Annotated in this window: 11 protein-coding genes; 8 read left to right on the forward strand and 3 right to left on the reverse strand. The window is 60.1% G+C overall.

Going from position 1 to position 16,028, the window contains the following annotated elements; genetic code table 11:
- Positions 1 to 2: 2 nt before the first annotated feature.
- A complete protein-coding gene (locus AC1P02_RS04960; protein WP_485184343.1) occupies positions 3 to 2,132 on the reverse strand; it encodes a condensation domain-containing protein in 2,130 nt (709 codons plus the stop codon).
- Positions 2,133 to 2,372: 240 nt separating this feature from the next.
- Here AC1P02_RS04960 and AC1P02_RS04965 point away from each other — a divergent pair, with 240 nt between their 5' ends.
- From AC1P02_RS04965 to AC1P02_RS05000, 8 genes are all read left to right on the forward strand, one after another.
- On the forward strand, positions 2,373 to 2,891 hold the full coding sequence (locus AC1P02_RS04965) for a sigma-70 family RNA polymerase sigma factor (protein ID WP_011899264.1): 519 nt from the start codon (positions 2,373 to 2,375) through the stop codon (positions 2,889 to 2,891).
- A gap of 133 nt (positions 2,892 to 3,024) precedes the next feature.
- Positions 3,025 to 4,848, forward strand: coding sequence for an ABC transporter ATP-binding protein (locus tag AC1P02_RS04970; protein WP_485184346.1), 1,824 nt, complete (start codon positions 3,025 to 3,027; stop codon positions 4,846 to 4,848).
- The gene (locus AC1P02_RS04975) at positions 4,842 to 6,611 is read left to right on the forward strand and encodes an ABC transporter ATP-binding protein (protein WP_485184348.1); all 1,770 of its coding nucleotides are present in this window, start codon (positions 4,842 to 4,844) and stop codon (positions 6,609 to 6,611) included. The genes AC1P02_RS04970 and AC1P02_RS04975 overlap by 7 nt, the downstream gene beginning before the upstream one ends.
- Positions 6,608 to 7,552 carry an ABC transporter permease gene (locus tag AC1P02_RS04980; RefSeq protein ID WP_159167388.1) on the forward strand — a complete coding sequence of 315 codons (945 nt, stop codon included), beginning with the start codon at positions 6,608 to 6,610 and terminating at the stop codon, positions 7,550 to 7,552. The genes AC1P02_RS04975 and AC1P02_RS04980 overlap by 4 nt, the downstream gene beginning before the upstream one ends.
- Positions 7,553 to 7,563: 11 nt before the next feature.
- Entirely contained in the window at positions 7,564 to 8,499 is a 936-nt protein-coding gene (locus tag AC1P02_RS04985; protein WP_485185423.1) for an iron chelate uptake ABC transporter family permease subunit, read from the forward strand.
- The gene (locus AC1P02_RS04990; RefSeq protein WP_159167386.1) at positions 8,496 to 9,278 is read left to right on the forward strand and encodes an iron ABC transporter ATP-binding protein; all 783 of its coding nucleotides are present in this window, start codon (positions 8,496 to 8,498) and stop codon (positions 9,276 to 9,278) included. Before AC1P02_RS04985 ends, AC1P02_RS04990 begins: the two co-directional genes overlap by 4 nt.
- Complete coding sequence (locus AC1P02_RS04995) at positions 9,275 to 10,249, forward strand: siderophore ABC transporter substrate-binding protein (RefSeq protein ID WP_485184350.1); 975 nt, start codon at positions 9,275 to 9,277, stop codon at positions 10,247 to 10,249. The genes AC1P02_RS04990 and AC1P02_RS04995 overlap by 4 nt, the downstream gene beginning before the upstream one ends.
- A gap of 165 nt (positions 10,250 to 10,414) precedes the next feature.
- Entirely contained in the window at positions 10,415 to 12,889 is a 2,475-nt protein-coding gene (locus AC1P02_RS05000) for a TonB-dependent siderophore receptor (RefSeq protein ID WP_485184352.1), read from the forward strand.
- Positions 12,890 to 12,988: 99 nt separating this feature from the next.
- Here AC1P02_RS05000 and fhuB read toward each other — a convergent pair whose 3' ends face one another.
- On the reverse strand, positions 12,989 to 14,971 hold the full coding sequence (gene fhuB, locus AC1P02_RS05005; protein WP_485184354.1) for a Fe(3+)-hydroxamate ABC transporter permease FhuB: 1,983 nt from the start codon (positions 14,969 to 14,971) through the stop codon (positions 12,989 to 12,991).
- On the reverse strand, positions 14,968 to 15,882 hold the full coding sequence (locus AC1P02_RS05010) for an ABC transporter substrate-binding protein (protein WP_485185424.1): 915 nt from the start codon (positions 15,880 to 15,882) through the stop codon (positions 14,968 to 14,970). The genes fhuB and AC1P02_RS05010 overlap by 4 nt, the downstream gene beginning before the upstream one ends.
- Between the last annotated feature and the right edge of the window lie 146 nt (positions 15,883 to 16,028).

Consider the following 16,028-nt stretch of genomic DNA (forward strand, 5'->3'; position numbering starts at 1 on the left):
GTTTATGCCTCCTTTTGCAGTGCCAGATCAGCCAGTCGACATGCACTCGTACCGGTACTTGTCATCAGTCCGAACAGCCGGTTCAGCACAACGCAAAGGGCCTCGACCCAATCCCTGTTGTAGCGTTCGGCGCTATAAGTGATCACCAGCCGCAATCTGCGCTCCCCTTCCAGCACATCCTCCATGATCTCGAACTGCAACCCGAACATGGACTCCGTTTTGTCAGGATCAATCTGTCGGTAGCGGATCCCCTCACCGGCAGGGGTTGGCAAGCGCCCGTTCAAGGCATTATTGGCGTGAATCTGGACATAGACATCGAACAGGAGACCCTCTGCCGCCGTCATGCCAAGCCCTTGCTGGATCTGCTCCAGCGGGATGTCTGCGTAGGACATGGAGTCATTGATGGTATGCGTAACCGCCCTCAACAGACTGCCGAAAGACTCCTGCTCATCGAACTCGACCCTGTGCGCCACCATGGTGGTGAAGTAACCCACTGTATCAAAGAATGCCGGATCGGTACGTCCGGATGCCGAGGTCCCTATGACGATCTCGTTCAGGCCATCCAGCTTGTGCAGGGATACTGCAATCGCCGTGTACACCAGATTGAAGAGCGAAGAGTCATGGCCTCTGGCGAAGGCATACAAACTGTCGAGACTCCCCTGCTCGAGCTTGAGCTCCAGCCACTGCGCCGCGATAGAACCCAGGCCCTCGGACGGAGCACATAGCCGCTGTTTTCGCCGCTCGTCGGCAGCACCTTGCAACATCCGGGTCCAGTACGCCAGGTGCCGGGGATTGATGCCCTGCTCTGCCTGCTGCCGTGCAAATCCGTGAAAATCGAGCGCTGGCGTGGCCCATACCGGCGCCTGATCTGCCGCACGGGCAAGATAAGCGCTGGCGAGATCCTCCATCATGAGATTGATGGACCACTCATCCACCACCATGTGATGAACCAGGAATGAGAGGTGCTGACGGCCAGTCGCCACATCCCGAATGAAACGGATACGGATCGGCAGCTCACGGGAGAGATCGAATTGATAGGTCGCCTCATTGGCCAGGGAGACACCTCCGCTTTCAGCGCTGTGCCAGAACCACCGATATTGACCCAGATGTTCAACGGGAATAATACGCTGGAATACCTGACCGTCTTGCACATGGAAAGTCGTTCGCAAACTGGGGTGGCGTTTTATCAGGTCTGTAAATGCCTGCAAAAAAACCGTTTCATCAACTTCATCAATAAAATCCAGCGCAAAGGGCAGATTGAAGATGGTGCCAAAATCATGGGCAGCATAGGCTCGCCACAATGACGCTTGTGCCAGCGCGAGTGGCGCCTGCTGGCAGGTATTTTCAACAACAAGTGAAGGTATTTGCTGAGGCGGGCTATTCAATATTGCTTTTTTAGCGAGGGCAGCCGCAGAAGGCGACTCAAAAAAATCATTGAAACGGCACTCAATACCATGACGATTCTGCAACTTGCCAATAATGCGCGTAGCCAGCAATGAGTGGCCGCCAAAATCAAAGAAGTCATCATTAAGCGTCATTTCAGGGCTGGATAAAGCAATACGAAACTCATCAAGTAAAATAAGCGCCAGCTTGTCCCTTTCCGTATGTTCCGTCTGGTTATTGGTAATTTCAGGTACTAACACGCCTGAGTTTATCGATAGCTTTGTCATTTCCAGAGAAGGCAGATGCGGAGCAAGGGCGCCGTACTCATCACGCAACCTGGCCACCAGCTCGCCCAGACAACACGCCTCCCCCAGTATGGGATGAGACATCAATGCGAACATAACATACTGTTCTACATAGATAATGAATGCTTTGAACGGCGGCTGGCTGGCAGAATCCCAGGGCGACGTATGAAGGGCGCCAAGGTTGTCATCGAGGTCCCCCGAAGACAACCGGATAAATTCCAGACAGGGATACCAGCCATCAACCCTGTATTTATAAAGGTCTCCTTCATCACTGAAGAGATAGCGGGAATTCAAATCCGGCAAGGCCGTTATTAATGACTGAATTGTCAGAGTGAGCAATGAAATATCGACATTGTCATCCAGCCGCCAGACTTCCACGTGCTTGATGACTTGCTCCGGATGCTGTTGTTGCAACAACCAGATATTTTCTTCATGAGTGCTCACAGGTATTTCGGGCAATACCTCGGAGTAACATAGTGGCAAGAGTGGCCTCCTTGCTGAATTGTGAATAATGACCATTGGGTTATGCCGGTTTTTCTGTCAAAAACCACTGAGATAGCTCCCCTGCTGTCAGAGTCAGTGAAGAGCATTGCTTGATATCTACGAACAGGATATCTTGTAAATGATTATCATATAGATTTTCATTATCAAAAAGAAAAACACTGTATTCGGGAGAAAAGAGCCGTGGAGAGGGAAGCTTGCTCCTTGCAGGAACAGTGGCAGACGTTATATCGGGACAATCATGGATGGCTCTGTCGCCTGCTCCGCCGCAAGCTGGGAAATTCGTACGATGCAGCGGATTTGGCTCACGATATTTACCTCCACCTCATCAATAAGGGCCATATTCCCGCGGCCAGCGAATCGCGCCGTTATTTGATGCAAATAGCCAAAGGCAAACTGATCGATCTCTATCGCCGGCGCAGTCTGGAAGCCCGCTATCTCGAACGCCAAACCCAGCAACCTGCACTCAGGGAACCTTCCGAAGAGACCCGTGCACTGATGCGCGAAGCCCTGGGCGCGGTCGATATGGCGTTGCAGCGCAAGCCACCCAAGATCCGCCAGGCACTGCTGCTGTCGAGACTCAATGGTATGGGCTACCAGGACATAGCAACCGAACTGCAGGTCTCGGTCTCTTCCGTTGAGAAGTACATAGCCCTTGGCCTGCAGACCTGTCACCAGTGCGAATCAGACGCGGGACGCTGAACTTTCTTTGGTCTTAAAAAGATTCATTTGAGGTTTTTATCCGCCCGTTCGGAAAACCACAAGAGACGTGTCAGCCCAATGCAAACGAGACGGTGGGACATGGCCGCCATCACCCCACAGTGGAGAAGTATTCATGAAGGTAGACGACGAGTTCATCCTTGATTCCAAAGCCGCGGGTCCGATTGCCCGAGTCCTTTCACCTATCCGAGGCCGGTTGCTGGCTGCCGCCCTGCTCGCCGCCGTTGGTTCCATGCTGACACTGGTTCCCCTGGCGGGTATCACCCGGATTGCACAGCTGGTGCTCGACCAGAAGGGTGCTGGGTGGGAGCTTGAAGAACTCTGGCTGATTGTCGGTGCCAGCCTGGCGAGTCTGTTTCTGGGCATGACGCTCATTTCCGCGGGCGATCTGGTCGCTCACCTCGCCGACAACCGCATCACTGGCTATCTGCGCCAGGCGCTGACCCGCCGCCTGGCCAGAGTGCCGCTGGGCTGGTTCACGGCCCGGGCATCGGGTGAAGTGAAACAGGCGATGCAAGATGACATAGGCACACTGCACAGCCTGACGGCCCATTTCTTCACGACCATGGGACGTAGCGCCGGTGCCGTTGCCATCTCGATTGCCTACCTGTTCTTCATGGACTGGCGCATGGCCATCATCTCGCTGCTGCCCTTTCCCCTCTTCTTCCTGTTCTCAGCCAGGGCGCACAGCGCCAGCGCCGCCAACATGCAGCAGTTCGGTGCCGGCATGGCGCGGATCAACAACGCCGTGGTCGAGTTTGTCAGCGGCATTCCGGTAGTGAAGGCATTCGGTGTTCAGGGCAAGCTCCACAGCAGCTACCGCGAAGCCATCGATGCCTTTGCCTATGCCTTCAAGGCGTTTACCCGTCCCCTGGTCAGCGCCATGGCCAATGCCAACGCCATCATGGCGCCAGCCTCCGTGCTCGGTGTCGTGCTGGCCGGGGGCGTCGTGCTGGTCAGTGCCGGCTGGATCGCACCAGCCGATGTGCTGCCATTCGTGCTGGTGGCCCCAGGGCTTTGCGCCCCCCTGCTGCTATTGAGCTACCTCACCCATGACCTGAACAATGCGACCGGCGCTGCCCAGCGGGTGCATGCCTTGCTGCAGACTCCCGTGCTGGACACCACTGCTGCGGCCGACTCCCAGCAGCCTGCAAACGGGGAGATCCGGGTCGAGCAACTGAGCTACGGCTATGACGATCAGGTACAGGTGCTGACCGACATCAATTTCACCCTGCAGCCTGGCACCGTCACCGCCATTGTCGGGGCATCCGGTTCGGGGAAATCCACGCTGGCACGCCTGCTGCTGCGCTTCTTCGATCCGGATGCAGGGAGGATCACCCTTGGCGGGGTCGATCTCAGACAAATGGACAGCGCCCGGCTCTATCGACACATCGGCTTTGTCTTGCAGGATGTGCGCCTCATTCACGCCAGTCTGCACGACAACATAGCGCTGGGTCGTCCGAACGCCACCCGGGCAGAGGTTGAAGCCGTCGCACGGCTCGCCAATATCCACGATCGCATTCTGGCGCTGCCGCATGGATACGACTCAGTGGTCGGAGAGGATGCGCAGCTCTCCGGTGGGGAACTGCAACGGGTGAGCATAGCCCGAGCCCTGCTGCTCGACCCGCCGGTGCTGGTGCTTGACGAAGCCACGGCGGCGGCCGATGCCGACAACGAGGTAAAGCTGCAACAGGCACTCTCGGCCTTTGCCCATGGCCGTACCCTGGTCGTCATCGCACACAGACTCGACACCGTCATGAACGCCGATCAAATCCTGGTGATCGACAACGGTACCCTCTGCGAACAGGGCAGGCACGACGAACTGCTGGCACTCAATGGCCGTTATGCCCGCTTGTGGGCCCAGGGCCGCTATGACAAGGCCATTCCCGTAGAGAAAAGACAATCCCCTGAGCATGAAGAGGCGATCCCCCAATGCTGAAGACCTTTGTTCGTCTGCTGGACGATGACACTGCAATATTGCGTCGCTATGGCTGGCTGGCAGTGATCTACAGCCTCTGTTGCGGCCTCACCATAGTCACCCTGATCCCTGTGCTCAGGCACTTGTTGCAGGGAGAGGTGAACAGCGCAGCCAGCTGGCTGTTCGTCCAGCTGCTGGGGGTGGTGCTCTGCTGGTACCTCAGGCGCAAGGTGGAAAAGGCGGGGATAGCGGTCGGCATTGCCGTTCTCCAGACGGGTCGCCATCAGCTGGGCGAGCACGTCGGCAGCCTGCCCATCGGCTGGTTTACCCCTGCCAACACAGCCCGGCTCAATCACGCGGCATCACAGGGGATGATGGAAATCGCCCAGCTCCCGGCCCATGTGTTTACCCCGCTGCTGACCGGCTCCCTCATACCCCTGGTAGTGCTGGCGGCCCTGTTTGCCATCAACCTGACCCTGGGGCTGGTGGCGCTGGTCGCCCTGCCGCTCATGGTGGGGGTGTTCTGGTTCACTGGCCGCCTCAATCAAGCGGCTGACCTGAAGTTCCACCACAATGCCGCCTCCACCAGCCAGCGCATGGTCGAATTCGCGCAGGCACAATCCGTGCTGCGAGCCTTCAATGGCGAGCGCGGCGGTACCCGCTTCCTCAAGCAGGCCATCTCGCAGCAACAGCAATCCGCCAAAAAGCTTATCCAGCTCACCGCACTCTCATCCGGACTCAATCTCTGGGCGGTGCAAGCCGGCTTTGCCGCCCTGCTGATCGCCGCGACCCTGTGGTTGCAGGGAAATGCAGGTGCTGGCGTGGACAAAGAGGGGCTGATTGCCGCCCTGGTGGCTCTGGTGCTGATAAACCGTTTCATCGATCCCTTGCTCGATGTGGCCAGTTACAGCGATATCCTGCGCAGCGTCCGTGGACAGCTGGATGCCTTGCGAGACATCTTTGCGCAAGCTCCCCAGTCGGCCCCGCATTCACCACGCATCCCGACCGATGCCTCGGTCGAGCTGTGCAACGTCAGTTTCCGGTATGCCGCAAATCAATCCTCCGTGCTCAGTGACGTCAGCTTGAGAGTCGAACCAGGCAGCATGACGGCACTGGTCGGGGCATCCGGCTCGGGGAAAACCACCTTGCTGAGGCTGATTGCACGCTTTTTCGATGTCAGCCAGGGAGAGGTCAAGGTGGGTGGCGTGGATGTCAGGGAGATAACCAGCGACGTACTGGCCAGCCAGATCAGCCAGATTTTCCAGGATGCCTATCTGTTCCAGGGATCGATTGCCGACAACATCCGCATCGGCAAACCGAACGCCAGCGATGAAGAGGTGTTGATCGCGGCAAGGCAAGCCGGGGTGAGCGAGATCCTGGAGCGCCTGCCCCAGGGTCTGGCAACTCAGGTGGGTGAAGGGGGTGCCCGCCTCTCTGGCGGTGAGCGGCAACGTATATCCATCGCCCGGGCCCTGATCAAGGATGCCCCCATACTGCTGGTCGACGAGGCCACGGCAGCCCTGGATGCGGAGAACCAGGCCGCCATCGCCGAAGCGCTGGCGCGTCTGCGAGGGAAACGAACCCTGATTGTCATCGCCCACCAGCTGTCGACGGTCGAGATGGCAGACCAGATACTGGTACTGGAAGAGGGCAAGGTACGCGAACAGGGTACCCATGCCGAACTCAGCCGCCAGTCCGGCCCCTATGCCAATTTCCTGGCACAACGGCAAGCCGCCAAGGGATGGCGCATCACCCGCGCCGTCCGTGACGAGGCCACCTCTTGAGACCAGCGGTACTGCCCACCCTCTTGATCCTGCTCAGTGGCCTCTCCCTGCTGGTCGGGGTCAAACAGATATCCCTGGCGGCGCTCTGGTCCTTCTCGGGCGACAGCTGGCTGACCCTCACCGCCAGCCGGTTGCCCCGACTGGCGGCACTCCTGCTCACCGGGGCCGGCTTGTCGGTGTCCGGGGTCATATTGCAGCAGATAGTGCAAAACAAGTTTGTGGAACCGGCCACCTCGGGTGGGCTGGATGCCGCCAAACTCGGCATCCTGATTGCACTGACCCAGCTCCCCTCAACCGGCACCACGGGGCGGATGCTGGTGGCGCTGGCGTTCTGCTTTCTGTCCAGCCTGCTGTTCATCGCCATCATACGACGCATTCAGTTCAAAAATACTGTGCTGATCCCCGTGATTGGCCTCATGTATGGCAGCGTGCTCAGCGCCATCGCCGAGTTCTATGCCTATCGGCACAACATATTGCAAAGCATACAGGGCTGGCTGCTGGGGGATTTCTCCAAGGTGGTCGAGGGCAATTACGAGATCATCTACCTGATCCTGCCCATTACCGTGCTCACTTATCTCTATGCCCATCGCTTCACAGTGCTGGGCATGGGGGAAGAGGCGGCCACCAGCCTGGGACTGCGTTATTCGGCAACGGCGGCATTGGGATTGGTGCTGGTGGCGGTCACGGTAGCCGCCACCGTCATCACGGTGGGGGCCATCCCCTTCGTCGGTCTGGTCATCCCCAACCTGGTGGCCATGCATTATGGTGAGCACCTGAAGAAAACCCTGCCCATCGTCGCCATGAGCGGCGCCCTGCTGCTACTGGCGTGCGACATTCTCGGCCGTCTGCTGATCTACCCCTTCGAGGTGCCGATAGGCTTGACCGCAGGCAGCGTGGGGGGCGTGCTGTTCCTGTCGATGATCCTGTGGAGACGCGCATGAAGCACCTGTTGATCCCTTATGGCATCTGGGCGCTGGTGATAGTGCTGGCCTTGCTGTTTCTGCTGGTGGGGTCGGATCTGGACTTCGACTATGTGATCCCCCAAAGGTTGATGCGTCTTGCCGCCATCGGACTGGCGGGCATCTGTATCGCGCTATCGGCTGTGACGTTCCAGACGCTGGCGGGCAACCGGCTCCTGACTCCCGCCATCATGGGCTACGAGGCTGTCTATCTGCTGCTGCAAGCCTTACTGGTACTGACGCTGGGCAGCCAGAGCCTGATCCTGCTGGACCGTCAGGAAAACGTGCTGCTGTCACTGCTGTTCATGCTGGGCTACTCCTGGATAGTCCATCGCTGGCTGTTCAGGGAGGGGCAGACCAACCTCTATCAGCTGCTGCTGGCGGGCCTGGTACTGACCATGGTGCTCGGCACCTTTACCCAGTTCATCCAGCTCAAGACCAGCCCGGGTGAGTTCTCCATCCTGCAGGGCTTCAGCTACGCCACCTTCAACCGGGTACAGCCCGGACAACTGCTGTTCGGCGCCGCCTTGATCACCCTGGTCAGCATCATGACCCGCCGACGGCTGGCGGTGCTGGATGTGCTCTCCTTGGGCCGTGACCAGGCAATCTCGCTGGGGGTGGATTACCGGCACACAGTGCGGCTGCAACTGGCCTTGATCGCCGTGCTGGTGGCCGTCTCCACCAGCCTGGTAGGCCCAACGGCCTTCATGGGGGTATTCGTGGCCAATATCACCTATGCGCTGGCACGCACCTTCCGCCACAGGGTCACCCTGCCGCTGGGCTGCGCCATTGCCATCGCCATTTTTATCGTCGCCCAGTTTCTGGTGGAGCAGCTGTTCAACTACCGCACCACGGTCAGCATCCTCATCAACCTGGTGTGTGGCACCTACTTTCTCGCCCTCATGGTCAAAACGAAAGGCACCCCATGATCACCCTGGAGCATGTTCACAAGACTTACGGTGACAAGCCAGTGCTGCGCGATGTCACCCTGACCTTTCCCGCCGGTCAGGTCACCTCGCTGATCGGGCCCAATGGCGCAGGCAAGAGCACGCTGCTGATGTCGATTGCCCGGCTGCTCACCGTCAGCCGGGGCAGAATTCTGATGGACGGGATCAATATCGAGCAGATCCCCACCCGCGACTATGCCAGACGGGTCGCGACCCTGCGCCAGTCACCGGACGTCGGGCTGCGCCTGACCGTTGACGAGCTGGTCTCTTTCGGGCGCTTCCCCTACAGCCAGGGTGCTCTCACCCGCCAGGACCGGCTGGCAATCGATGACGCCATTGATTTTCTGGCCCTTGCGCCGCTGCGCAAGGCCTATCTGGATGAGCTCAGCGGCGGCCAGCGACAGATGGCGTTTCTGGCCATGACCATTGCCCAGCAGACCGACTGCCTGTTGCTGGATGAACCCCTCAACAATCTGGACATGAAGCATGCGGTCAACATCATGCAGGCCATACGGCGCCTCTGTGATGAACAGGGCCGCACCGTCATTCTGGTGGTACACGACATCAACTTTGCCGCCAACTATTCCGACCACATAGTCGCGATGAAAGCAGGCGCCATCGCCCACAGCGGCCCGGTCGGCCAGGTGGTCACCCGTGCCTGTCTGCAAGACCTCTATGAACTGGACTTCGAGATACTGCCGAGTCAAAACGGCTTCGTCTGCAACTACTTCAACCCATCCCTGTCAGGAGAATCGCTATGAGGATGAACAAGGCACATGCAGTGCACGGAATATTGCTGGTGGCGGCCGCTGGCCTGATGGGGTGTGATGACGCCTCATCAGGATCGGCGGCACAGACACCCTCGGCAAACGATCCCATTGTCACTGTCGAACACCAGCTGGGTACGACTCGGATAACCCACCGCCCGGAGCGGGTGGTGGCCTTCGACATGAGTGAACTGGACTCCCTGGATCAGCTTGGCGCCCCCGTGGCGGGCATCGCCAAAGACTATGTGGCTCACTTCCTCAGCAAATACAAAGACGATCCCAACGTCATGGATGTGGGCACCACCATACAACCCAACCTGGAGCGACTGCACAAACTCAAGCCGGATCTCATCCTGATCTCCCCCCTGCAAGCCCAGAGTTATCAGGAGCTGAGCCGGATAGCGCCGACCCTGCACTACGACATCGACATGACCAATCACCAGGGGCATGTACTGGAAACCGCCAAGGCTCACCTGCTCACCCTCGGAAAGATACTGGGTAAAGAGGATCTCGCGCGCGAAAAGGTTCAGCAGATAGACGACAAAATAGCCCAGGTGCGTGAAGTGACCCGGAACCGACCGGAAAAGGCCTTGATAGTGCTGCACAATAACGGTGCCTTTACCTCCTTCGGCACACACTCACGGTATGGCTTCATCTTCGATACCCTTGGGGTTCAGCCGGCGGGTCCTGACAGGGAAACAGGCACCCATGGGCAGCCCATCTCCAACGAGTTCATCCAGCAGGCGGATCCGGACATCCTCTATGTGATCGACAGGACAGCCGTGATGGAGCGGCGGGCGGCACTCAATGCCCAGAGCCTGGATAACCCCCTGCTGCGCCAGACCAAGGCGTGGAAAAGTGGCAAGGTCATCTTTGTCGACCCGGAAACCTGGTATCTCTGCACGGCCAGCGTGACCTGTCTGACCCGCATTGCCGATGAAGTGATGACGGGCTACCGCAGCTGACAGGATCACGTTGTTTGCCCGGCTGTCGCGGCTGAATCACTGGCCGTTATGCTGCCGGGCCACAAAGATACAAATGATATTCATTTTTATTTGAGGGTTGTGAAGTCTCGTTCGGAAAACTGAAGGAGACAATCAATCACCTCCTCGAATAGAAAGGAATCCTGAATGTTAAAGCCCCATCTGTTGCATCCTGCTGCGCTCGCCCATCCCCCTCTGGCACAAACCGTTTCCCGCTTTTCCTTGAACAAGCTGGGCGTGGCCGCACGTCTGGCCATTCTGGCCGGTGTCAGTGGCACACTGCTGCTCGGCCTGGCCCCATCCGCACAGGCACAATCCCCGGAGCAGTCGGTCACGACCACAAAAAGCCTCAGTATCCCGGCTGGCTCTCTGGCCCAGGCGCTCAAGACCTTCTCGTCCGAGACAGGTATCAGCCTGGAGCTCGATGATAAAACCCTGCAAGGGATGACCAGCCCCGGGCTGGCAGGCCAATACAGTCCCCCCCAGGGTCTGGCCCTCTTGCTGAGTGGTCACGATCTGGTGGCCGAGCCTGCGGGAGAAGGACGCTACAAGGTTCGCCGGCAAGCCGGGGTCAGTGCCGATGAGGTCATGGTGGTGCAAGGGCGTCAGACCTATGCCGGTGGCCAGGTGGCCTCTGACAGTCGGGTCGGATTGCTTGGCAACAAGCACTTCATGGATACCCCGTTCAACACCGTCAGCTACACAGAAGAGTACATAGAGAACGAGCAGGCACAGGATATCGGCTCCCTCGCCGGTGCCACCAATGCATCCATCTATGTGCCGAGCAAACGCAGCGTCTTCGAGACCTTCTACATGCGTGGCTTCAGCACCACGGCCAGTGACATGACCTTCAACGGTTTGATCGGCATGGCGCCCAACATGCGCAGTTCGACCGAGATGGCCGAGCGGGTCGACGTGCTCAAGGGCCCGTCCGTGCTGCTCAACGGCATGCCGCCAGACGGCAGCGTGGGGGGCAGCATCAACATAGTGCCCAAACGCGCCGGCAAGGATCCTCTGGCCAAGGTGACCGCCACCTATGAATCAGACGGGCTCGGCGGCGTGCATCTGGATCTGGGTCGCCGCTTTGGTGAAGAAAAACAGTGGGGGGTGCGCTTCAATGGCGTCTACCGCGATGGTGACACCCCGGTCAATGACCAGCAGCACAAGATGGAGCTGACTTCCATTGGCTTTGACTGGCGCAACGAGCGGGCCCGCGCCTCCCTCGATCTCTATCGGCAACATGAAGAGGTGGATGGGGTCAACTACTTCAGCATCTTCTCCATCGCCAGCACTGTCACCCAGCTGCCCACAGCCAAAAAGGGCGACTATTCACTGGCTCCGGCCTGGGCCTACACCATCAATGACACCAGGGCAGCCGTATTGCGGGGGGAGTACGACCTGACCGACTCGCTGACGGCCTTTGCCGCATGGGGCCAGCGAGAGGGGGGATACAGAGCCCTGATCACCCGCAATACCCTGCTCAACAATGCGGGGGACATCAACGCCATGGCCATTCGCTCCGAACGGGACGGCACCCAACGCTCGGGCGAAGCCGGTCTGCGGGGCAACCTCGGCACGGGCCCTGTCGATCACGCCTGGTCACTGGCTGCCACGCACTACACCTCGGAGCTCAGCTTCAAGGATCGCATGTATCCCAACCACACAATCACCAACTATGACCACCTCGATTTTGGCTCGGCCCCCGATCAGAGCGGTTTTGGCGCAGTGACGTCCAGCAGCGACGCCAAGCTGGAAAGTGTCGCCCTGGTGGACACCCTCTCCTTCCTGGACGGGGACCTGCAGTGGACAGTCGGCGCCAGACACCAGATGGTGGAGAGCACCAACTATGGCGCCAGCGGCGCGCAGACCTCCCACTATGACGAGAGCCGGCTCTCGCCAGCCACCGCCATTCTGGTCAAGGTACGGGATGACCTCTCCCTCTACACCAACTACATAGAGGGACTGGGCCAGGGGGGCACGGCGCCCACCACGGCCAGCAATGCGGGTGAAATCATGAAGCCCTACCAGACCAAGCAGTATGAGGTCGGCGCCAAGCTGGATCTGGGTCAGTTCGCCCATACAGTGAGCCTGTTCCAGATAGCCAAACCAAGTGCCTACACGGATCCGGTCAGCAATGTCTATGGGGTCTACGGTGAACAGCGCAACCGGGGGATTGAGTGGGATCTGTTTGGCGAGCTGACTCCGGAACTGCGCCTGCTGGGGGGAGCCTCCTATACCCAGGCCGAACTGACCAAGGCCCTCAACAAGGCCAATGAAGGCAACCAGGCGACCGGGGTGCCCAAAGTGATGGCCAAGCTGGGGCTGGAATACGACCTCGCCGCCCTGCCCGGGCTCACGCTGACCGGCAATACCCAGTTTGTCGGCAAGCGCTATGTCACCGATGACAACCGCATGTCGCTCTCCCCCTACACCACCTTCGACCTGGGGGCCCGCTACACCACCAACATTGCCACCAAGGAGGTGACGGTGCGAGCCTCGGTGCAAAACCTCACCAATCATGCCTACTGGCTCGGCTCCTGGAGCGGTGGCGATGGCAGCGGGCTGTCCGGCGGACTGGGTTCTCCACGTACCTTCCTTTTGTCCACCTCACTGGCATTCTGAGTTGGCTGTCTGCCTCGGCACATGAGTCGGCGCTAGCCTTGAAAAAAAGAGCCCGGGATTATCCCGGGCTCTTTTTTTGTGCATGTGTCATCCACACACCTAGAGGCGGCGCAGGCACCACATGAAGTAAGCGCCCCCTAACAGGGTGGAGACCAGCCCGACCGGCACGTCCTGCGGGAACAGGATCTGCTGGCCGATCCAGTCCGCCGACACCATCAGCAGGGCGCCGGAAGCGGCGGCACCGAGCAGATGCCAGCGCGCCCGTACCAGTCCCATCAGCTTGGCCATGTGCGGGGCCAGCAGACCAACGAAGGAGAGCGGCCCCACCACCAGGGTGGCGCTGGCGGTGAGCACGGCCACCAGCAGCAGTATGGCGAGCTGGGCACGGTTGAGGCGAATCCCCAATGCGGTCGCCAGTGCCGGTCCCATGGGCAACAGATCGAGCCAGCGGCTGATGAGCAGGCAGGCTGCCAGCATCAATACCGCCAGTACCACCAGTCCATAAGCCACCGGCAGGGTGACGTAATAGGTGGAGCCGGACATCCAGGAGAGCAGTTGCTGCACTCGCATGTCGCCGTTGGCCAGCGCTATGGCCTGCAATGGTTCGAACAGCGCCGTGATGGCGATGCCGGACAGCAGGATCCGCTCCGGCTGGAAACCATGCTTGCGGTTGACCAGCACCAGCAGCAAGAGGCAACCGAAAGCCCCGACCAAGCCCCCAAGCAGCATCATGGGCAATGGCAAGGCAGGCAACAGCAGTGCCGTCGCTATCACTCCCATGAAGGTGCCGCCACTCACCCCCAGCAGTTCCGGACTCGCCATGGGGTTGTTGCTGACCCGCTGCAGCAGGGTGCCCGCCAGCGCCAGCAAGATCCCGGCAGCCCCCGCCGCCAGAGTGCGCGGCAGCCGCCACTCCAGCTGGGCCTGCCACCTGAGCCAGCTTGGCCAGCTCCAGCCGTGCATTCCCTGACCGAACAGCAGAGAGCCTATGATGGCAAGCCCCAAGCCGAGCAGCAGCAAGGTGATCAGGCGAGTCGGGGCAGGATGTCGTGCTACCAGCAAACCGGTACTCGCTTTGGGTGTGCCCGACTTCAAGGAAAGTCGCGGGATCAGCCAGAGCAAGAGCGGCGCCCCCAACAGAGCCGTCATGGCACCGGTCGGGATCAGCATGGGCCAGAATCGACTGACGGATTGCAGCAACAGATCGGTGGCCGCCAACAGCAGAGCCCCCAGAACAGGCGCCCACAGCAGCCGCAGACCGAGCTGGCGGATCCCCAGCAGCCGCACCATGGCCGGTGCGGCCAACCCGATAAAACCGATCAGCCCCACCACGCTCACTACGCAGGCGGTGACAAATACCGCCAAGCCAAGCCCCGCCAGTCGCAAGTGTTGGAGGGAGACCCCCAGACTGCGGGCACTGGCATCATCCAGTTCAAGCACAGCCAGCGGGCGCACCAGCGCAGCCGCCAGCCCCCCCGCCACCAGCAGCCGTGGCAGCAGGTAGCTCACACCGTTCCAGCTGTTCTGAGCCAGAGAACCGCTGCCCCACACCAGCAAGCCTTTCAACTCCTCCTGAAAAAACAGCAACAGCCCCATGCTGATGGCCGCCAGATAGAGGTTGATCACCAGCCCCGCGAAGACGATGACAACGGGATTGAGCTGACGGCGCCAGGCCAGGGCAAACACCAGCGCCATGGCGAGGCTGCCACCGGTCATGGCGATCCACTCACGCCCCAGCAGCAACCAGGAGGGGGCAAACAGGGTCACCATCATCAATGCCAGCTGGGCGCCGGAGGCCACCCCCAAGGTGGTCGGCGAGGCGAGCGGGTTGCGCAGCACCTGCTGCATCAGGGTGCCAGCCAGACCGAGGGCGGCCCCGGCCAGCAGGGTCACCGTCAAGCGGGGCAACCAGCTGAAATGGACCACGGCTTGACGGGCATCATCCAGATTGGGCGCAAAGAGGGTCTGCCACCAGAGCGCGCCCGGCAACTGGCGGGCCAGCTCCCAGCAAGCGAGCGAAAGGGTCAGCCCCAGCAGGATCAAAGTCGGTCGCTGCAACGGGGATGGAAATATATGTTTCATTGGCGATCTCCCCTGGCATCCTTCTGCAATGCCTCGCTGAGCAAGGTGGCGAAGCGACGGGCGGCGAGCACGCCACCGAAGCTCCAGACTGCGGGCAGATGCAATACCGGAGCCTGTTGCACCAGCGGCAAATGCTGCCAGAGACCGGGCTCCTGCAGCCGTTCGCTCACCCCGACCGGAATGGGATCCACTACCACCAACCTGGCCTCCGGTATGGATAAAAACTGCTCTAGACTGGCCACCGAGAAACCCCAGGCATTGGTCTCCCCCTGCCAGGCGTTGCGCAGGCCGAGTCGCAGCATCACGGCCTCGAACAGGCTGTGGCGGCCGAACACCCGCACATGGCGCTCATCGATGAACTGCACCACCAGCAGGGGCGGCAGCTCCGCCGGCAGGGTCTGTTTCATCTGCTCGAGATCCCGATTCAAATCTGTCAGCAGCACGTTCGCCTCGGCCGTTTTGTTCACCAGCGCCGCTATGGTCAGGGTCGCCTCATGGAGCCGCTGCCACAGATCAGTTTGTGGATCATAGAGGGCGATGGACTGCACGGGGGCGATGCGGGACAGGGTCGGTGCCAGCGGCGCCGCCAGCGGGGAGATGAGGATGCGATCGGGTTTCAACTCGGCCAGCAGCTCGCGATTGGGCTGAGCCCGCAGGCCTATATCCACCACATCGGCCGGCAGCAGCGGCTCGCCGACCCAGGCGCGGTAGGCGCTGACATCCCCCACCGCCAGCGGGGTCACCCCCAGCGCCAGCAGGGTTTCGGCTATGGTCCAGTCGACGGTGGCAATCCGTGGTACCTGTGTGTGCTCACTCGGCCGAGCGGTATCGGTGGCGGCACTCTGGCTCGCCGGACTGGCCTGCAATCCCAATGGCGCCAGCAGGCAGAGCAGCCAGCCGGCCCTTTTCAATGAAGATATCAAGATAGCTGTCCCGGCTAGATGATGGCGATGGCATGGGCATGGGCCGGGTGGCGCATGACCTCCATCGGAATGCCATGGTAAATGGAGTGCAGAGTCTCGCCAGTCTGCAGTGATATGGGTACAAATAAACTCAT

The organism is Aeromonas sp. TS_SC_11 (assembly GCF_057318915.1).